The sequence below is a fragment of the Streptomyces dangxiongensis genome (assembly GCF_003675325.1).
GTDB lineage: Bacteria > Actinomycetota > Actinomycetes > Streptomycetales > Streptomycetaceae > Streptomyces > Streptomyces dangxiongensis.
The window spans coordinates 3,170,963-3,189,336 of sequence record NZ_CP033073.1 but is presented as its reverse complement, the minus strand read 5'-3'; the positions used below and the strand labels follow the sequence as shown (position 1 = coordinate 3,189,336).

The window sequence follows — 18,374 nt, the reverse complement described above, 5'->3', positions numbered from 1 at the left end:
GGGAGACCGCGGGACTACGGGCCGGCGGTTGCCGGCGCCGGATGCGCGGTTACGGCCGCCCGCTTCGACAACGGCCTGGTGCGCACGGTACTCATGTGCCATGACCGAAGACGGCGAACTCCCGCTCGACGCACGCCTGATCGGCGGTCGCTACCGGCTGGCCGGACGTCTGGGATCCGGGCCGGCCGGCACCGTCTGGCGTGCCCGGGACGAACAGGGCGGGAGGCTGGTGGCCGTCAAGGAGCCGCTGCTGCCCGGTGATCCGGCCACCGACGAGGAGAGCCGGCGCGTCGCGCACCGGCTCCACCACGAGGCCAGGGCCGCCACCCGGGTGCGGCACCCCTCCGCCGTGACGGTGTATGACGTCGTCACCGAGGACGGCGTCCCCTGGATCGTGATGGAGCTGGTGGCGGGCGAGTCCCTGCGCGAGGTGCTGCGCCGTGGCCCCCTGCCGCCGACCGAGGCCGCCCGTATCGGACTCGCCGTGCTCGGCGCGCTGCGCGCCGCCCACTCCGTCGGCATCGTGCACCGGGACGTCAAACCGGCCAACGTGCTGCTGGAGTCCGGTACCGGGCGGGTCGTCCTCACCGACTTCGGCATCGGGGACGGGCACGCGGACGAGTCGCCCGCCGGGTTCGTCGCCCCCGAGCGGGCGGCGGGGCCCGGCGCCGGTCCGGCCTCCGACCTGTGGTCCCTGGGCGCGCTGCTGCGTGCCGCCGTGGGGGACGCGGACCCCGGGCGGCTGGGTCCGTTGGGCCCACTGCTGGACCGCCTGCACGCCGGTGAGCCGGCGGCGCGGCCGGACGCCGAGGAGGTCGCCGCCGTACTCCACGACCACCTCGGCCCGGCCCCCGCACCGGAACCCGTCCCCATACCCCGGGCGCCGAGTCCGGACCCGGCGTCCGCCCCCGATCCGCCCTCCGACTCCACCCCGGGCCCGACCCCCGCCCCCGCCCCCGCGGGTGGCGCCGCGCCCGCCCCCGCGCCGGCGCCGTGGCGTGCGCCCCTGTCCGCGCTGGGTCTGCTCCTCGCCAAGAAAACCGAGAGCGACTGAGGGCCGCCCACTCGACGCCCATGATCAGCATATTCGCTGCCAGTGATCACTGGCGGGATGTGCGTACTGCGTGAATCCCCGTTACCGACGGGTACACAAAGCCTGCGCCGCGGCATACCCTGCGCCTCATGACGGACACGCAGGCCCCGGACATCGCCGGTACCAACCCGCTCGCGCCCGCTCCAGAAGGCGCCCGCACGGCCGCCGACGTGGTCACCCCGGAGCTGGTGGCCCAGCTCGTCAAGGGAGTCGCCGGCACCGGCCGTACCGCCAACCACACCCCCCTCACCGGCGAGAGACTGGCCGACCTGCCCGAGTCCACCCCGGACGACGTCCGCGGGGCCTTCGAGGCGGCCCGCGCCGCGCAGGCCGTGTGGGCGAAGGTACCGGTACGGCAGCGGGCCGCCGTCCTGCTCCGCTTCCACGACCTGGTGCTGGAGCGGCAGGCCGAGGTCCTCGACCTGATCCAGCTTGAGACCGGCAAGGCCCGCCTGCACGCGCACGAGGAGGTGCAGGCCGTCGCCGTCGCCGCCCGCCACTACGGCCGCCGGGCCGCCGCCTATCTGCGCCCCAGGCGGCACGCGGGCGCCGTGCCGGCCCTGACGCAGGTCACCGAACTCCGGCACCCACGCGGGGTCGTGGGCCAGATCGCCCCCTGGAACTATCCGCTGGAGCTGTCCGTCGGCGACGCCCTGCCCGCCTTCGCGGCCGGCAACGCCGTGGTGATGAAGCCGGACACGGAGACCTGCCTCACCGCGCTGTGGGCGCGTGACCTGCTCGTCGAGGCCGGGCTGCCCGACGGTGTCTTCCAGGTCGTCCTCGGCGAGGGCCCGGTCGTCGGGCCGGAGCTGGTCAGGCACGCCGACTACGTCTCCTTCACCGGCTCCACCCGCACCGGCCGCGAGGTCGCCGTCGGCGCCGCCGCCCGCCTGATCGGCGTCTCCCTCGAACTGGGCGGCAAGAACGCCATGCTGGTGCTGGACGACGCCGACATCGAGAAGGCCGCCGCCGGAGCCGTCCGGGCCTGCTTCTCCTCCGCCGGCCAGTTGTGCATCTCCATCGAGCGGCTGTACGTCCACGACTCCGTCGCCGACGCCTTCCTGGAGCGCTTCACCGCCCGCACCCGGGCCATGCGGCTCGGCGGCTCCCTCGCCTACGGCGCCGACATGGGCTCGCTGGTCGGCGAGCGGCAGTTGCAGACCGTCGAACGGCACGTCGAGGAGGCCGTCGCCAAGGGCGCGAAGGTGCTCGCCGGCGGGGTGGCCCGGCCCGACATCGGTCCCTACTTCTTCGAACCCACCATCCTCGACGGCGTCGTCGACTCCATGGCCGTCTGCGAGGAGGAGACCTTCGGTCCGGTCGTCTCCGTCTACCGCTTCACGACCGACGACGAGGCCGTCGAGCGCACCAACGCCACACCGTACGGCCTCAACGCCTCCGTCTGGACGCGGAACGCCCGCCGCGGCCGGGAGATCGCCTCCCGCCTGCGCACCGGCACGGTCAACATCAACGAGGGCTACGCCCCCGCCTACGGCAGCGTCCAGTCCCCCATGGGCGGCATGAAGGACTCCGGCCTGGGCCGCCGCCACGGCTCCGAGGGCATCCTCAAGTACACCGAGGCCCAGACCGTGGCCCGGCAGCGGCTGCTGCCCATGGCGCCCTCGCTGGGCATGACGGACGAGAAGTACGCCGCCTTCATGAGCACGAGCCTGCGGCTCATGAAGGCCTTCCGGTTCCGCTGAGTGCGGCGCGGGGGCGCGGGGCCGCAGCCGGCGGGCGCCCCCCGCTCCCTCGGCCGCGCGAGCGCGTAAGACCACGGACGGCCCGCACGCACACCCAATGAGGAGACACCCGTGCCCCAGGACGCTTACGACTACGACGTCCTCATCGTCGGCTCAGGCTTCGGCGGCTCGGTGTCCGCCCTGCGCCTCACCGAGAAGGGATACCGGGTGGGCGTCCTGGAGGCCGGCCGCCGCTTCACCCGCGAGGACCTCCCGCGCAACTCCTGGGACCTGAAGAACTACCTGTGGGCCCCCCGGCTCGGCTGCTACGGCATCCAGCGCATCCATCTCCTGGGCGACGTGATGGTGCTGGCCGGCGCGGGCGTCGGTGGCGGCTCGCTCAACTACGCCAACACCCTCTACGTACCGCCGAAGCCTTTCTTCGACGACCCCCAGTGGCGGGACATCACCGACTGGCAGGAAGAGCTGAAGCCGTACTACGACCAGGCCCAGCGCATGCTCGGCGTCCGGATCAACCCCACCATGACCCCCTCCGACGTGCACCTGAAGGCGGCGGCCGGGCGGATGGGCGTCGCCGACACCTTCCACCTCGCGCCGGTCGGCGTGTTCTTCGGCGACGGCAAGGACGCCGACGGGAAGACGAAGGCCCGGCCCGGGGCGGAGGTGAACGACCCGTACTTCGGCGGCGCCGGCCCCGGCCGGAAGGCCTGCATCGAGTGCGGCGAGTGCATGACCGGCTGCCGGCACGGCGCGAAGAACACCCTCAACGAGAACTACCTGTACCTCGCCGAGAAGGCGGGCGCGGTCGTCCACCCCATGACGACCGTCGTGTCCGTCACGGACGACTCGCGGGGCGGCTACGCGGTCACGACCCTGCCGACGGACCGGAAGAAGAGGGGGCAGGGCCGGACCTTCACCGCCCGCAGGGTCGTCCTCGCGGCCGGCACCTACGGCACCCAGACCCTGCTGCACCGCATGAAGGCCGGCGGCCAGTTGCCCTACCTGTCCCCCCGGCTCGGCGACCTCACCCGCACCAACTCCGAGGCGCTGGTCGGCGCGCAGACCGACAACCGCCGCTACCACCGGGCCACCGGCGCGCCACGGGCCGACTTCACCCGGGGCGTCGCCATCACCTCCTCGATCCACCCGGACGCCAGCACCCACATCGAACCGGTCCGCTACGGCAAGGGCTCCAACTCCATGGGCAGCCTGTCGATCCTCCAGGTGCCGTACGCGGAGGGCTCCTCGCGCATGCTGGCCTGGCTGGCGAACGCGGCCCGGCACCCGATGCTGGTCGCCCGCTCCCTGTCCAACCGGCGCTGGTCGGAGCGGACCATCATCGGCCTCGTCATGCAGTCGCTGGACAACTCGCTGACCACGTTCCTGAAGCCCGGCGGCGTCGGCAAGGGGCTGCTCACCGCCCGGGCAGGGGCACGGCTCGCCCAACCCCAAGCAGATCAGGGCCGCGACCCAGGCCGCCTCCGCGCTCGCCGCCGAGATCAACGGCTTCGCCGGCAGCAACGTCGGCGAGCTGATGGGCACCCCGCTCACCGCGCACTTCCTCGGCGGCTGCCCCATCGGCGACTCCGCGGAGACGGGAGTGATAGACCCGTACCACCGCCTCTACGGCCACCCCGGCATCTCGGTGGTGGACGGCGCCGCGGTCTCGGCGAACCTGGGCGTGAACCCCTCGCTGACGATCACGGCGCAGGCCGAACGGGCCATGTCGTTCTGGCCGAACAAGGGCGAGCAGGATCCGCGTCCGGCGCGGGGAGCGGCGTACGAGCGGCTGAAGCCGGTGGAACCGCAGACCCCGGTGGTCCCCGCGGACGCGTTCGGCGCGCTGCGGCTGCCGTTCCTTGGGATACCGGCGGTGCCGCCGAAGAAGTGACCGGAACGGCGCGGACGGATCGCGCGGCTGAGCCGCGGACGAACGGTGAGAGGGACCTGCCTCCCCCTCCGGAGGCAGGTCCCTCTCACCGTTTGTTGATCCGGCAGGTTTGATCAGCGAGAAGCGCGAAGGGTTGCTCCGGGGCCGTGTTGTTCCCCTGTGACCTGAGTCACGTATGCGCCCCGTCCCGGTGCCGGGCATGACGAAGGGCCCCGCGGGACGGAGAGGCCGCGGGGCCCATGTGCCGGTCGGCACCGGCGTCGGGGCGGCGCCGGTGCCCGGAAGCGGCGCCCGGGGGAGCGCGCCGCTCGCTTCTTGCGACCAGAGGCCTGCGCAGGCGATCCCCGCCTGTGGGCTCCGGCCGGTGTGCGGTTCTCCGTCGGCCGGCCCCGGGCCGGCACGGACGACCCCCTCAACGACGCGGTGCGCGCACTGGTCACGCGCCGTACGGGTGAGAACGGGGGCGAACTCAGACGCGACCCCGGCACAGCTCCAGCAGGGTCATGGCGAGGGAGGTGCCCGGCTTGCCGAGCGCGTCGCGGTAGCGGCCGAGGATCTCCATCTCGCGGGACAGGTTCACCCGCCGGCCGCCGGAGGCGATCCGGGTCTGCTGGACGACGGCGGAGACGGCCATCCGCTCCTGGACGAGGCCGATGATCCGGTCGTCGAGCACGTCGATGCGCTCCCGGGGCGTCGGCGATGACCGTTTCCGGACTGGTGGCGGTCGCGTGCGGACCGGTGGCGGTCGCGTGCGCGCCGGAGGTGGTGGCGTGCGGGTGGGCGGTGGTCGCGCGGAGGCTGGCGGTGCTCAGGTGCGGGCTGGTGGTGGTCACGTCGGGCTCCTCGGTCGGGACGGCGGATGCCCTGGAACGGCAGAACCCGGAAAACGACAGGCGCCCCGGGCCTTGTCGGCCCGGGGCGCCTGGGAAGTCGCTTGGCGGTTCGCTCAAGCAGCACGACCATGGCAGCCGGCGGGCCGGGTGCCATAGGTAAAGACGAAGATCGCGTGCTGGAGCATGGCGCCAGTATGCCACGGGCCCTCAGCAGAGGAAGCCTCCCCGTCCACCCCGTTAGACTCGGTAGCACAGACCCCCGCCCGACCACCAGAAGGCACCCCGTGTCATCAGCGACTCACACTGCCGCCAACCCCGACACCGTTCTGGTCGTGGACTTCGGCGCGCAGTACGCCCAGCTCATCGCCCGTCGCGTCCGCGAGGCGCGGGTCTACAGCGAGATCGTGCCGAGCACCATGCCGGTCCGGGAGATGCTCGCCAAGAAGCCCGCGGCCATCATCCTCTCCGGCGGCCCCTCGTCGGTGTACGAGGAGGGCGCTCCCCGCCTCGACCGCGAGATCTTCGAATCCGGCGTCCCCGTCTTCGGCATGTGCTACGGCTTCCAGCTGATGGCGCAGAGCCTCGGCGGCACGGTCGACAACACCGGTGCCCGCGAGTACGGCCGCACCGACCTCCAGGTCTCCCGGGTGTCCTCCACCCTCTTCGAGGGCACCCCCGCCGAGCAGCACGTGTGGATGTCGCACGGCGACGCCTGTTCCGCCGCGCCCGAAGGCTTCACGGTGACCGCGTCCACCGACGTCGTCCCGGTCGCCGCCTTCGAGAACGACGACAAGAAGCTCTACGGCGTCCAGTACCACCCCGAGGTCATGCACTCCACGCACGGCCAGCAGGTGCTGGAGCACTTCCTGTACCGCGGTGCGGGCCTGAAGCCGGACTGGACCACCGGCAACGTGATCGAGGAGCAGGTCGCCGCGATCCGCGAACTGGTCGGCGACAAGCGCGTGATCTGCGGTCTGTCCGGCGGGGTGGACTCCGCGGTCGCCGCCGCCCTCGTGCAGAAGGCCATCGGTCACCAACTGACCTGCGTCTACGTCGACCACGGCCTGATGCGCAAGGGTGAGACCGAGCAGGTCGAGAAGGACTTCGTCGCGGCCACCGGCGTCCAGCTGAAGGTCGTCGACGCCGAGGAGCGCTTCCTCACCGCCCTCAAGGGGGTCAGCGATCCCGAGGAGAAGCGGAAGATCATCGGCCGCGAGTTCATCCGCGTCTTCGAGCAGGCCCAGGCCGAGATCATCGCCGACGAGGGCCCGGCCGTGGAGTTCCTCGTCCAGGGCACCCTGTACCCGGACGTCGTGGAGTCCGGCGGCGGCACCGGCGCCGCGAACATCAAGTCGCACCACAACGTCGGCGGCCTGCCCGAGGACCTCGAGTTCAAGCTGATCGAGCCGCTGCGCATGCTGTTCAAGGACGAGGTCCGCATGGTCGGCCAGGAGCTGGGCCTGCCCGAGGAGATCGTCCAGCGCCAGCCGTTCCCCGGCCCCGGCCTGGGCATCCGCATCGTCGGCGAGGTGACCAAGGAGCGTCTCGACCTGCTGCGCGAGGCCGACGCCATCGCCCGCGAGGAGCTGACCGCGGCCGGTCTCGACCGCGACATCTGGCAGTGTCCGGTCGTGCTGCTCGCAGACGTCCGCAGCGTGGGCGTCCAGGGCGACGGCCGCACCTACGGCCACCCGGTCGTGCTGCGCCCTGTCTCCTCCGAGGACGCCATGACCGCCGACTGGTCCCGGCTGCCCTACGACGTCCTCGCCCGCATCTCCACCCGCATCACCAACGAGGTCCGGGACGTCAACCGGGTCGTGCTCGACGTGACCTCCAAGCCGCCGGGCACCATCGAGTGGGAGTAGTCCTCCCCGGGGCCTAGCTCCGCCGGAGAGTGCGCACCGGCTCTCCCGGCTTCCAGACACGGGTGACGAGATACCTGTCGTCCTCGACGGAGGTCCGTACGACCTCCGTCAGCTCGGTGCGGAAGAGGTGGAACGGCTGCGGCGGTTCCACCTCTTTCACGTACGCGGCCTTCGCCGCGCCGTCCTCCACCTCGTACGCCCGCCCGCTGACCCGTACGTCTCCACCGCCCATGCCCGTCCCCTCGCCGGGGTTGGCCTGGAGGGCGAAGCGGGGGTCGCGGCGCAGGTCGAGGGCCTTGAGGGAGCCCGGCATCATGCCGAGCCAGAGTTCCCCGCCCAGGAAACGGACCTCGAGGCCGGACGTGCGGGGCGAACCGTCCTTGCGGAGGGTCGCGAGAACATGATGACGGTACGCGCCGAAACGCTTCTCGGTGGTCGCCGCCAGTTCGGGTGCGGCGGTGCTGAAGGCTGCCCAGTTCATACAGGACACTCTCGCCGGGAATGCCGACATCCTCTGTCGGGTATCCGCGGCATACGGCATCTTCACACGACGGCTCTGCTCTTCCGCCCCGGCCGGAGGTAACTTCCGCCCGTACGGCAATCCCAGTGCTGGAGGACCTATGCGCGGGCCCGAACCGCCCCTGCCGCTGCCCACCGACCAGCTTCGGTTCGCCATGCCGCCCATGCACGAGTCGGCCGAGGACGAACGCCGGCACCGCAAGGAGCGGCTCGCGGGCGCCCTGCGCATCTTCGGGCGGGCCGGCCTGGAGGAGGGGGTGTCCGGGCACATCACGGCCCGCGACCCCGAGTTTCACCGACTGTTTCTGGGTCAACCCGTTCGGGATGCCGTTCCGGCACGTCACCGTCGGCGACCTCGTCCTCGCCAATCAGGACGGGCAGGTCGTCGAGGGCCGCTACCACGTCAACCAGGCCGCCTTCACCGTCCACGCCCAGGTCCACGCCGCCCGCCCGGACGTCGTCGCCGTCGCCCACTGCCACTCCGTGCACGGCCGCGCCCTCGCCGCCCTCGGCGACCTCATCGAGCCGATCACCCAGGAGAGCTGCGCCTTCTACGAGGACATCGCCCTGTACGACGCTTACACCGGTGTCACCGTCGATGCCGGGGAGGGCCGCCGGATCGCCGCCACGCTCGGCTCCCGCAAGGCGCTCGTCCTGCGCAACCACGGGCTGCTCACCGTCGGCGACTCGGTGGACGCGGCGGCCTGGTGGTTCCTGTCCCTGGAGCGCTCCTGCCAGGTGCAGCTAATGGCCAAGGCGGCGGGCCGCCCGGTGCTCATCGACCACAGACCGGCCGTCGCCACCCGGGAACAGCTCGGCGGCGACCTGGTGGCCTGGATCAACTACCAGCCGCTGTGGCAGGACATCAGCCGCAGGGAACCGGACCTCCTCGGCTGAAGCCCCGGTACGGCCACCTCCGTCACCACGGACTTCCCCCGCTGTGTCGACCCGGCGGTACGGCAATGTGCGCAGCCGGGTCAACACGGCGGTCCACGCTTCACCCGCGGCACCCCCGCACCAGGGCCCCCGAGGCCCTGATGTAGGGCACAATTCGCTGTCGACATCGGGCAGTTGCCGGACGGTCGCGCGCACCGCGCGGACCGGCGGCCATGACGGCAGGTCATGGGGAAGGCGGGCGTCGGGCATGGCGGTGCAGGAGGCCAGAGGGGGCACGGGTGCCGAGGGCGACGAGGGCGGCTGCACCTGCGGGGACTGCCCGCACGGCGCGGGGGAGGGGCACCGGCGGGCCGTCGCCGCGTTCCTGCGCCGGCGCGACGAGTTCGCGGCCGGCCGGGGACTGCCGGCCGCCGTGGCGCACTCCGCACCGGCGTCCCGCCAGTGGGTCTCCGAGGAACTGACCCAGCGGGCCGAGGCCGTCGCCGAACGCGGCCGGGCCGAGGGCGCCACCTGGCTCGCCCGGCTGTGGCTGCGGACGGTGTACACGGTGTGGGGCGCGGTCACCGTCCTGCTGCTCACCGAGGCCCTCACCGCGATCGGCGCGGGCTGGACCGGCGCCCGGACCGCCGCTCTGCTCGCCGCGCTCGCCGTCGCCGGTGCGCTGACCGCCGCCTGCTTCCTCCACCGGGCGCGCGGCGGAGCGCTCGCACCGGTGATCGGCGAGGACAACCGCATGTCCACCTCCCGTACCGTGGCCGCCTGCTGGGTGCTGTTCGTCGGTTACGCCGTCCTGCTGCTGGCCGCCCGCCTGGCCGCGGCCTCCGACCCGGCCGCACGCGACGCCCTGGTCTCGGGCCTCGGCCTCGCACGCGGTGCGGGTGTGCTGACCGTCCTCGCCGTGGTGTGCGGCATCGCCGTCCTGGTTCGCCGGGTGGTGGGCCTGCGCATCCTCGCCCAGCGGCTCCAGAAGGTGCCGGCCCACCGGCCGCGCGCCGCCGACCTGCTCACCGACGACTCCGGCCGGGGCGCCTTCACCGACATCCAGTACGTCGCCGTCAGCGCCGTCGCCCTGCTGTTCGCCGCCGTACGGCTGGCCCGCCGCCCCGATCTGCTGCCCGACCTGCCCTGGGGCCTGGCCGTGATCGTGCTCATCTCGGCCGGGACCTACCTGGCCGGCAAGTACGCCGAGGGTGGTCGCCCCGTGATCCTCTCGGTGGTCCGCGCCCGCGAACCCGGCGACCTCGACGGGCCCGTCCGTACCGGCGACGACATCGAGATCCGCGGCGCCGGTTTCGTCCCGCCCGGCGCCCGGACCGCCGACCACCTCGCCCGCATGGTGGTCCGCATCGGCGCGGTCGACGTCCACGTCCCCCTCGTCCCCGTCACCGGCGGCTTCCGCAACCCCACGGACACCGCCCTGACCGTGCCCGTACCCGCCGACGTCGAGCCCGGTGCGGTGGACATCCAGGTGGTGACCGCGGCCGGCGCGGCGACCAACCGGTACCCGGTCCACGTGACGGAGTGAGCGACGGGGGAGCGGTGCGATGAGAGAGGTGATTCTGGGGGGGGGGCCGTGTGGGGCGTACGGGGCGAGGGTGAGGGGCGAGAGGGCGTACGGGGTGGCGGCGAGGGGCGAGAGGGCGTACGGGATGGCGGCGAGGGGCGAGAGGGAAGACGGGGTGCCGTTGGAGGGAGAGTGAGGTGAATCCGGCACGGCACGCCTCCGGGCCGGACCCGTCGGTCCCCACCCACCCCGCCATCCACACGAACCTCGGAAATCCGGAGAATCGACCGGGACAGGATTGAACGGGCTCCCTTCGCCATACGTATCGTCAAACCAGGGGTGCACGGTGGGCGAGAGGCGGCTGGCAGCGATGACTCACGGCATGCGGACGGACACGTACACCAACCGCCTGAACGGTCCCCGTCCCTGGCGGGACGCCGCCACCCACTACGCCCTGCTGCCGCTGCGCGTCTTCCTCGGGGTCACCTTCGTCTACGCCGGCCTGAACAAGCTCACCGACAGCGCGTTCCTCCACTCCAGCGGTGTCGGCTCGATCGGCGAGACCCTCCGCGCGGCCCGCGGCTCCGCCGCCGTCCCGGCCCTGATCGACCTGGCCCTGAAGAGCCCGGTCGGCTTCGGCTACGCCATCGCCCTCGCCGAGCTGGCCGTCGGCATCGGCACCCTGCTGGGTCTCTTCGGCCGGCTGGCCGCGCTCGGCGGCGCGCTGATCTCGCTCAGCCTCTGGCTCACGGTGAGCTGGGCCACCACCCCCTACTACTACGGCAACGACCTCGCCTACCTGATGGCCTGGCTCCCCCTCGTGCTCGCCGGTGCCCCGTACCTCTCCCTGGACGCGGCCTGGCGGGCCCGGCGGCAGCGGGCCGGCGGCTACCGCTAACCGCCCTCGGCACCCCCGCGTCTGCGCATCCCCCGGGTCAGGGCGGCCGTGATGCCGGCCAGGCAGAGACCGCCCACCACGAGCGGCACGACCGCGAACCACGGTGTGTCCCACAGGCCGCCCGCGTCCCCCGCGTACAGGGCGCCGGTGGCGGTGAGGAAGAGCCCGGCGACCAGCTTCCCGGGCTGGAACTCATGACGCAGCACGGCTGACCTCCACCTGTCCCACTCCGACGCCGAGCGTCAGGTCCAGCGTGCCTGCGTCCCCGGCACCCTCGGCCGGCACCAGCGTCATGTCCTTGTGCCTGCCGGGTTTCACGTCCACGTCCCTTCCGCTGTCCCCGGGCAACCGGATGTCGCCCACGCCCACATCGATGCTCATCCGCACGGTCGCGTCCGCCGGCACGATCACCTTGAGCTGTCCCGCGCCCACCCGGACGTCCGCGGCGACCGTCTGCCCCTCGCCCGGATGCACCCGGGTCAGGTCCAGGGTGCCCCGGCCGGTGCCGAGGTCGTACGCCGACCGTAGCTGGGCTGCGGCGGCCGGTTTCCAGGACATCTCTCTCCAGTCGCCGGTGATGTCCCGGGGCAGGGCCACCGCCCCGGCCAGGAGGGCCGCCGTGACGAGCGCCAGGAACACCGTGCCCGCCCCGGTCCGGCCCAGGAACGCGCTGAACGCGATACCCAGGCCGAACACCGCCAGCGCGCACGCCAGTCCGGTCTGGAGGCTGGTGCCCAGCGGGTGGCTGTCCCAGCTGAGCCCGCTGCCCAGGCCGCCCGCCAGCAGGGCCAGCAGGAACAGCCGGCCACCGATCCAGCGGGGGCCGCGCGGTATCGGGGGCTCGGTGCGGGGCGGCCGTACGGACCCCTGATGCGTCCAGGGGGTGGCGATGCCGATGTCGACGACCGAGGTGAGGTCCCGGTCCCGGGCGTCGCCGGGCCCCCACAGATAGCCGGTGCCGCCGACATGGGTGCCGTCCTTGACGATCGGGTCCCGCCACCAGGACGGGTAGGTGACGACCGGCGGCGCCTGGGCCTCCGGCGGGGCGTCGGCGGCGGCCTGCGCGGCCAGTGGGTCGGCGTCGGGGGCGTAACGGCGCCGCGACCAGTACCCGGCGCCCGCGAGCAGCAGCGAGAGCACCGCGGCGAAGGCCAGCACCCCGCCGTTTCTCAGCATCGTCAGGAAGATCCCGCAGCCGACCAGCGCGAACAGCACGGCGGCCAGCGCCTGGCCGTCGACGCGGCCCGTGAACAGCTTGCGGAGTTCGTTCTCCTCCTCGTCCTCGTACGGCACCAGCAGCCAGGCGAAGCCGTAGAAGATGAGGCCCAGACCGCCGGTCGCCGACAGCACGGCCAGGGTGATCCGGAAGATCACCGGATCCATGTCGGTCTGCCGTCCCAGCCCCGCGCACACGCCCGCGATCATCTTGTGTCCGCGGTCGCGCCGGAACCGCTCGGAGACCGCGGTGGCGTCCTGCCGTCCTTCCCGCTCGTCGGCCTCGCCGCCGGTGCCGCTGCCGGCAGCGGTGGAGGCATTGGTCCCGGCGTCGGTGTCGGTGTCGCTGTGGGCGTGGGTGTGGGTGCCCGGGCCGGCCGCTCCTGCCTTCCCCGTCGCGGCGGGCGCGGCATCCGTCGGCCCGGTGCCCGGGGCCGGGCGCGGGCCGGAGCCGGGTCCCGGACCCGTCGCGGCGTGCTCGTGATCCGTCATGCGTCCATGGTGACGGCCCGCCCGCCCCGGCGGCAGTCGGGACAACCCTGGCCCGACCCTGAAATCGGCCCCGAGACGGAACGGGGAGACGTTCGACCGGCACCGGCCGCCCGACGGTCCGCCCACCCCGGCCGGCTCCGGCGGAAGATCAGGGGCGTCTCGGGGGCCGACCCTGATGCCCTGCCCCACCGGCCGTGTGACCATCAATGCCATGCCGGAAGCCGCAAGCCCGCCCCTCGACGACCCGCGGCCGCCGCGCAAGCTCTACCGCAGCAGCGACGGACGCTGGCTCGGCGGAGTGGCGCGGGGCCTCGCCGGGCATCTCGGGCTGCCCGTCGTCTGGGTGCGGCTCGTCTTCGTCGGCCTGTTCATGGCAGACGGACTCGGAGCGCTGCTGTACGCGGCGTTCTGGTTCTTCGTCCCGCTCGGCATCGGCGGCGTCGGCGGCCAGAAACCGTCGCTGGTGGGCACGGAGACCTCGCCGGACGGTCGGCGCAAGCTGGTGGCCCGCAAGCCGGACCGGGGACAGATCGCCGCGCTGCTCCTCATGGTCATCGTGTCCATGGTCTTCGTAGGCAGCGTCAACCTCGGCGGCCCGGCCAAGGCCTATCTCGTGCCCGCCGTGCTCGTCGCTGCCGGTGTCGCCCTCGTCTGGCGCCAGGCGGACAACGCCCGCCGGGCCCGCTGGGTCGAGGTCGGCCGCCGGCGCCGTACCCTCACGCTGCTGCGGGCCGCCGGTGGTGTCCTGCTCGTCACGGCCGGTGTCTCGGCCGTCTTCGTCCTCCAGGGCTCGACCGCCCACCTCGGCGCCGTCCTCCAGGCCGCGCTCGCCGTTCTGGTGGGCATCACCCTGCTCGCCGGGCCGTATCTGGTCCGCATGACCCAGGACCTGTCCGAGGAGCGCCTGATGCGCATCCGCGCCCAGGAACGCGCGGAGGTCGCCGCCCATGTGCACGACTCCGTGCTGCACACCCTCACCCTGATCCAGCGCAACGCCGACAACGTGAGCGAGGTGCGCCGTCTCGCTCGCGCCCAGGAGCGCGACCTGCGCACCTGGCTGTACAAGCCGGAGGGCACCGGCAAGGACGAGGAGGACGAACCGGACACGATCGCCGAGGCGGTGCGGCGCAACGCCGCCGAGGTGGAGGACAAGCACGGTGTGCCCATAGAGGTCGTCATCGTCGGTGACTGCCCGCTGGACGACAGGACCGGGGCGCAGATGCAGGCGGCGCGCGAGGCGATGGTGAACGCCGCCAAGTACGGTGGCGACGGCGGTGCCGTACAGGTGTACGCCGAAGTCGAGGGGAAGTCGGTCTTCGTGTCCGTGCGTGACCGGGGCCCCGGCTTCGATCTCGACTCGATACCCGCCGACCGCATGGGCGTCAGAGAATCGATCATCGGCCGTATGGAACGCAACGGCGGTACGGCCCGGCTGCGGGCGGTGCCGGGGGGCGGGACCGAGGTCGAGCTGGAGATGGAGAGGGCGGAGAGGACGTCATGAGCGACGCGACCGAGGCGAACGGCACGGCGGGGGCTGCGGAGGCGCCAGGGACCGAGCGGTCCGAAGGCGGGGGCGTGGACGGGCGGCAGGTACGGGTGGTGCTCGTGGACGACCACCGGATGTTCCGTACCGGCGTCCGGGCAGAGATCGGCCGGACCGCCGAGACCGGGGTCGAGGTGGTCGGCGAGGCCGCGGACGTCGATGAGGCGGTCTCGGTCATCACCGCGACCCGGCCCGAGGTGGTCCTCCTCGACGTCCACCTGCCGGGCGGCGGCGGGGTCGAGGTGCTGCGCCGGTGTGCGGCCCTGATGGCGGACCCCGAGCGGCCCGTCCGTTTCCTGGCGCTGTCCGTGTCGGACGCGGCGGAGGACGTGATCGGGTGATCCGTGGTGGCGCCCGCGGCTATGTCACCAAGACGATCACCGGCACCGACCTGGTCGACTCGGTCTTCCGCGTCCAGGAGGGCGACGCCGTCTTCTCCCCGCGGCTGGCCGGGTTCGTCCTGGACGCCTTCGCCTCGACCGACGCCCCGCCGGTGGACGAGGACCTGGACCGCCTCACCCAGCGCGAACGCGAGGTACTGCGTCTGATCGCCCGCGGTTACGCCTACAAGGAGATCGCCAAGCAGCTATTCATCTCGGTCAAGACGGTCGAGTCCCATGTCTCGGCGGTCCTGCGCAAGCTCCAGCTGTCCAACCGTCATGAGCTGACCCGCTGGGCGACCGCCCGCCGACTGGTCTGACCCCTGACCCCTGACCCCTGACCCCTGACCCTTGCGGCACCTCCCCTTGGCCCTCGCTCCACCCGAGACACTGGTGCCGTCCCTCACCCCCCTGGTGCGGACCCTCACGCCACCCGGGTCGCTCCCGCGAACGGCATCTGATCGACCGGGGCCAGGCGGACGGGGGCCGACGGGTTCGGGGCGTGGATCATCTGGCCGTTGCCCACGTAGATGCCGACGTGACTGATCCCGGAGTAGAAGAACACCAGGTCGCCCGGCTGGAGTTCGGAGCGGGCCACCCGCCGGCCCGCGGCGATCTGGGCGTAGGTGGTGCGGGGCAGGGAGATGCCGGCCGAGCGGTAGGCGGCCTGGACCAGTCCCGAGCAGTCGAAGGCGTTCGGTCCGGTCGCGCCCCACACATAAGGGGTGCCCAGTTTGCCGTAGGCGTAGGCGACGGCCGCCGCCGCGCGTGCGGTGACGGCAGGGAAGGCCCCGGTCCGCATCGGCTCCCGCGGACCCGTGGCCGACCGGGAGACGTGCCGGCTCCCGCCGTCGGCGTCGGTGACCTCGGTCCGCTGCCGGGGCGTCAGTCGCGCGAGCAGCCGCCGGGCCTCGTCCAGCTTGCCGGTGACGGTCCTCTTCTGCCGGTTCAGCTCGGCCTGCCGTGAGCGCAGCGACTTCAGTTCGATGCGGGCGGCACCGCGTAACCGCTCGATCTCCCGCAGTTGGTCGCGCACCCGGGACACGGCGGCGGCCTGCCGGTGGCCGGCCCGTTCCGCGAACGCGGCGTCGTCCAGGTATCGGTCGGGGTCGCTGGAGAGGGCGAGCTGCCAGGCCGGGTCGACGCCGCCGTCCCGGTACTGCGCCGCCGCGATCGTGCCCAGTGCGTCGCGGGCCGAGCTGAGCCTCTGCTGTCTGCGGGCGGCCTGGTCCTGCAGCCCGGCGATCCGCCTCTGGGCCGCCGACGACTGTTCCTCGGCCCCGTCGTACTTCTCGGTGGCCGTCTCGGCCTCCCGGTACAGGCGGTTCACCTCGGCCCTCACCTGCCCGGGCGTCAGCTCGGGCTCGGCGTGGCCCGTCCCGTCGAAGCCCGTCGCGGTGGCCACGCCCGCCAGGGCGAGTGTGGCGGCTGTGCGAGCCGTATGGCCACTGAGCGAGCGTTGCCGGGGCTTGCGGTGCGTTGCCACCTGGACCGTCACGTCCTTCCGTACGGCTCGTATGTCGAGCGGTCAGTGCGCCCGGCGGCGGTCCGCACAGGGGAACGGGCCGCCGCCGGGTCCTTCTCGGCGCGGGTGGCCGGCTGCCGCCCCGGTCCGGGCGGCGTGGGGAGCCGGTCACCTGGGGACGACGTTAGGCCGGATGGTGACGAGTTGGTAACGCACTGTACGGAACTGTCCGCGGCGAACCGGAATGTGACCGAAGGTGATCCCTCCCCGCGTGGGGAGACGATTCCTTCACGCTGTGTGATGATCAAAGCGCGGGAAGTGGGACAGAAGGGAGAGCTGGGGTGTTATGGCTCGCATATGTACGACAGCCGTCGGCGCCTCCGACCCCCGTCACGGTCCCTCGGGTGGGGCCGGTGACGGGAGAGCGGGACACCCCTGGTTAGGCTCCGGCCCCATGGACGTACTCATCCATCTCTTCGTCGGCCTGCACATCGTCGGTATCGCCGCGCTGCTCGGCGGTTTCCTCACCCAGATGAAGGCGATGGGCCGGGGCACGGCCCGGTTCGTGCCCGGGATGCTGCACGGCGCGCTGACCATGCTGGTCACCGGTGTGGCGCTGCTCGGCCTCAACCAGGCCGACGACCACCACATCAACACCGTGAAGATCGGCGTGAAGCTGGCCCTGCTGATCGTGATCCTCGGGCTGGTCTACGTCAAGCGCGACGAGGAGCGGATCGACAAGGGCCAGTTCGCGCTGGTCGGCCTTCTGACCACGGTGAACATCTTCATCGCCGTCCTCTGGACCTGACCCCCGGCGCGGAGGGCCGGCCCGCGCCGGCCCGGTAGGTCAGACCGGCCGCACCACGCTGTGGACGGCCGACTCGCCGGCGGAGGACATCGGTTCCTCACGGACGTACGCGCCCGGTCTGGGCGCGTGGATCATCATGCCGTCGCCCGTGCAGAGCCCGACGTGTCGGCGGTCGTCGTGGAAGAGGACGAGATCGCCGGGGCGGGCGTCGGCCGGCGGGACCGTGGTGCCGGCGGCGGCCTGGTCACGGGCGGTACGCGGCAGGGTGACGCCGGCGGACTTCCAGGCGGCCTGGGTCAGGCCCGAGCAGTCGTAGGAGCCGGGGCCGGCGGCACCCCACACGCACGGCTTGCCGAGCTGGGCCCGGGCGAAGGCGACGGCCTTCCCGGCCTTGGCCGCGTCTGCGCCGGACGGCGCGGAGCCCGGGGCGGTCCGCCGCGCCAGCACCACGCGCGCGTGGGCGAGTTTTCGCTGCACGGCTGCCTTCACCGCCTTCGGGTCCCTCGGATCCCGCGCGACGACCTCCGGCCGAGCGTTCCCGGGCGATACGACGGCGTCCACGAGCGGTATGACGGGTGCGCCCCGGTCCTGCCCCCCGGCGTGCCTGGGCGGTATGACGGGTGTGCTTCGGTCCGGTCCCGCCGTGTGCCTGGGGGGTGCGACGGGCGCGCCCCGACCCGGCGTCGCGGCGCCTCCGGTCGGGGCCGTCGGTGCGGGCGTCGTGACGTCGTCTACCAGGGCCGGTGCCACGGCGCCCCCACCCCAGCGGGGTGCTACGACGTCCCGGCCCTCCGCCGGTGCTGCGGCGCCCACGCTCCCCATGGGCGCCACGGCGTCCCCGCCCCGCGTGGGCGGGAGGGTGGCCGCGTCAGGGGCGGGGGCGGTGCGGCGCTGGGCGGGGGCGGCCGTGCCGGGGCGGGCGTGGGTGGCGCCGCGGGTGGCCGGGACGGCGCGGGCCCGGGCCGCGCGCCGGGCGACCTCGTCACGCAGTCGCTGGAGGCTGTCGGCCTGCCGCCGTGGGGCGCCGGCCGGCGCCTCGGCCACTCCGGCCGTCCCGGTCGCGGACTCCGCCCGGCGGTAGAGGTCGTCGATCTTCCGCTCGACCTCCTCCGGGCTCGGCCTGCCGTGACCGGCCTCGGGAACGGCCTCCGCGGTCTGGGAGAGCACGGCGAGGGAGGAGAGGGCGGCGGTGGCGAGAGCGGGGGTGCGGATGCCCGCTCCGGGGGTTCCGCCGGGGCGCGGCTTGCGGTGCGACGCCAAGGGAGGCG

At 73.0% G+C, this 18,374-nt stretch carries 12 protein-coding genes and 4 pseudogenes; 10 read left to right on the top strand and 6 right to left on the bottom strand.

The features are described 5' to 3' along the window. Nucleotides 1-100 precede the first annotated feature (100 nt). The 3 genes and pseudogenes from D9753_RS13995 (at nucleotide 101) to D9753_RS13985 (ending at nucleotide 4,687) form a co-directional block, all read left to right on the top strand. Nucleotides 101-1,054 (top strand): serine/threonine-protein kinase, encoded by a 954-nt coding sequence (locus tag D9753_RS13995; RefSeq protein ID WP_121787326.1) that lies wholly within the window; start codon nucleotides 101-103, stop codon nucleotides 1,052-1,054. Between the two features lie 128 nt (nucleotides 1,055-1,182). Beyond that, the gene (locus tag D9753_RS13990) at nucleotides 1,183-2,796 is read left to right on the top strand and encodes a succinic semialdehyde dehydrogenase (RefSeq protein WP_121787325.1); all 1,614 of its coding nucleotides are present in this window, start codon (nucleotides 1,183-1,185) and stop codon (nucleotides 2,794-2,796) included. 111 nt (nucleotides 2,797-2,907) lie between these two features. Beyond that, nucleotides 2,908-4,687, top strand: a pseudogene (locus D9753_RS13985) (GMC oxidoreductase). Between the two features lie 469 nt (nucleotides 4,688-5,156). On the opposite strand, the pseudogene D9753_RS39340 reads toward D9753_RS13985, so the two are convergent. After that, nucleotides 5,157-5,520, bottom strand: a pseudogene (locus D9753_RS39340) (chorismate mutase). A gap of 284 nt (nucleotides 5,521-5,804) precedes the next feature. On the opposite strand from D9753_RS39340, the gene guaA reads away from it, so the two are divergent. Further along, a complete protein-coding gene (guaA, locus tag D9753_RS13975) occupies nucleotides 5,805-7,385 on the top strand; it encodes a glutamine-hydrolyzing GMP synthase (RefSeq protein ID WP_121787324.1) in 1,581 nt (526 codons plus the stop codon). Nucleotides 7,386-7,398: 13 nt separating this feature from the next. On the opposite strand, the gene D9753_RS13970 is transcribed toward guaA, so the two are convergent. After that, the gene (locus D9753_RS13970; RefSeq protein WP_121787323.1) at nucleotides 7,399-7,866 is read right to left on the bottom strand and encodes a pyridoxamine 5'-phosphate oxidase family protein; all 468 of its coding nucleotides are present in this window, start codon (nucleotides 7,864-7,866) and stop codon (nucleotides 7,399-7,401) included. A gap of 139 nt (nucleotides 7,867-8,005) precedes the next feature. Between D9753_RS13970 and D9753_RS13965 the strand changes: the two are divergent. The 3 genes and pseudogenes from D9753_RS13965 to D9753_RS13950 all read left to right on the top strand — a co-directional run bounded on the left by D9753_RS13965 (nucleotide 8,006) and on the right by D9753_RS13950 (nucleotide 11,203). Beyond that, nucleotides 8,006-8,801, top strand: a pseudogene (locus D9753_RS13965) (class II aldolase/adducin family protein). A gap of 247 nt (nucleotides 8,802-9,048) precedes the next feature. Continuing rightward, entirely contained in the window at nucleotides 9,049-10,326 is a 1,278-nt protein-coding gene (locus D9753_RS13955) for a hypothetical protein (RefSeq protein ID WP_121787322.1), read from the top strand. Between the two features lie 349 nt (nucleotides 10,327-10,675). Continuing rightward, nucleotides 10,676-11,203: a DoxX family protein gene (locus tag D9753_RS13950; protein WP_121787321.1), complete on the top strand. Its 528-nt coding sequence runs from the start codon at nucleotides 10,676-10,678 to the stop codon at nucleotides 11,201-11,203. On the opposite strand, the gene D9753_RS13945 is transcribed toward D9753_RS13950, so the two are convergent. Then, nucleotides 11,200-11,409 carry a hypothetical protein gene (locus D9753_RS13945; RefSeq protein ID WP_121787320.1) on the bottom strand — a complete coding sequence of 70 codons (210 nt, stop codon included), beginning with the start codon at nucleotides 11,407-11,409 and terminating at the stop codon, nucleotides 11,200-11,202. The genes D9753_RS13950 and D9753_RS13945 overlap by 4 nt on opposite strands. Further along, complete coding sequence (locus D9753_RS13940; protein ID WP_121787319.1) at nucleotides 11,396-12,910, bottom strand: PspC domain-containing protein; 1,515 nt, start codon at nucleotides 12,908-12,910, stop codon at nucleotides 11,396-11,398. Before D9753_RS13940 ends, D9753_RS13945 begins: the two co-directional genes overlap by 14 nt. Nucleotides 12,911-13,121: 211 nt before the next feature. Between D9753_RS13940 and D9753_RS13935 the strand changes: the two genes are divergently transcribed. Together D9753_RS13935 and D9753_RS13930 are read left to right on the top strand one after the other, a co-directional pair. Then, complete coding sequence (locus D9753_RS13935) at nucleotides 13,122-14,411, top strand: ATP-binding protein (protein WP_121791062.1); 1,290 nt, start codon at nucleotides 13,122-13,124, stop codon at nucleotides 14,409-14,411. After that, nucleotides 14,408-15,153, top strand: a pseudogene (locus tag D9753_RS13930) (LuxR C-terminal-related transcriptional regulator). Before D9753_RS13935 ends, D9753_RS13930 begins: the two are co-directional and overlap by 4 nt. A 104-nt stretch (nucleotides 15,154-15,257) precedes the next feature. On the opposite strand, the gene D9753_RS13925 reads toward D9753_RS13930, so the two are convergent. After that, complete coding sequence (locus D9753_RS13925) at nucleotides 15,258-16,319, bottom strand: C40 family peptidase (RefSeq protein ID WP_205614145.1); 1,062 nt, start codon at nucleotides 16,317-16,319, stop codon at nucleotides 15,258-15,260. Nucleotides 16,320-16,752: 433 nt separating this feature from the next. Between D9753_RS13925 and D9753_RS13920 the strand changes: the two genes are divergently transcribed. Further along, nucleotides 16,753-17,106: a hypothetical protein gene (locus D9753_RS13920; RefSeq protein WP_121787317.1), complete on the top strand. Its 354-nt coding sequence runs from the start codon at nucleotides 16,753-16,755 to the stop codon at nucleotides 17,104-17,106. Between the two features lie 39 nt (nucleotides 17,107-17,145). Here the strand turns inward: D9753_RS13920 and D9753_RS37905 are convergent, their stop codons facing one another. Beyond that, nucleotides 17,146-18,366: an NlpC/P60 family protein gene (locus D9753_RS37905; protein WP_240468149.1), complete on the bottom strand. Its 1,221-nt coding sequence runs from the start codon at nucleotides 18,364-18,366 to the stop codon at nucleotides 17,146-17,148. Between the last annotated feature and the right edge of the window lie 8 nt (nucleotides 18,367-18,374).

Coding starts and splice junctions, on each gene's coding strand:
- D9753_RS13920 (WP_121787317.1), top strand. CDS start 16,753: ATGGACGTACTCATCCATCTCTTCGTCGGCCTGCACATCGTCGGTATC.
- D9753_RS13995 (WP_121787326.1), top strand. CDS start 101: ATGACCGAAGACGGCGAACTCCCGCTCGACGCACGCCTGATCGGCGGT.
- D9753_RS13950 (WP_121787321.1), top strand. CDS start 10,676: ATGACTCACGGCATGCGGACGGACACGTACACCAACCGCCTGAACGGT.
- D9753_RS13955 (WP_121787322.1), top strand. CDS start 9,049: ATGGCGGTGCAGGAGGCCAGAGGGGGCACGGGTGCCGAGGGCGACGAG.
- D9753_RS13970 (WP_121787323.1), bottom strand. CDS start 7,866: ATGAACTGGGCAGCCTTCAGCACCGCCGCACCCGAACTGGCGGCGACC.
- D9753_RS13935 (WP_121791062.1), top strand. CDS start 13,122: ATGCCGGAAGCCGCAAGCCCGCCCCTCGACGACCCGCGGCCGCCGCGC.
- D9753_RS13940 (WP_121787319.1), bottom strand. CDS start 12,910: ATGACGGATCACGAGCACGCCGCGACGGGTCCGGGACCCGGCTCCGGC.
- D9753_RS13990 (WP_121787325.1), top strand. CDS start 1,183: ATGACGGACACGCAGGCCCCGGACATCGCCGGTACCAACCCGCTCGCG.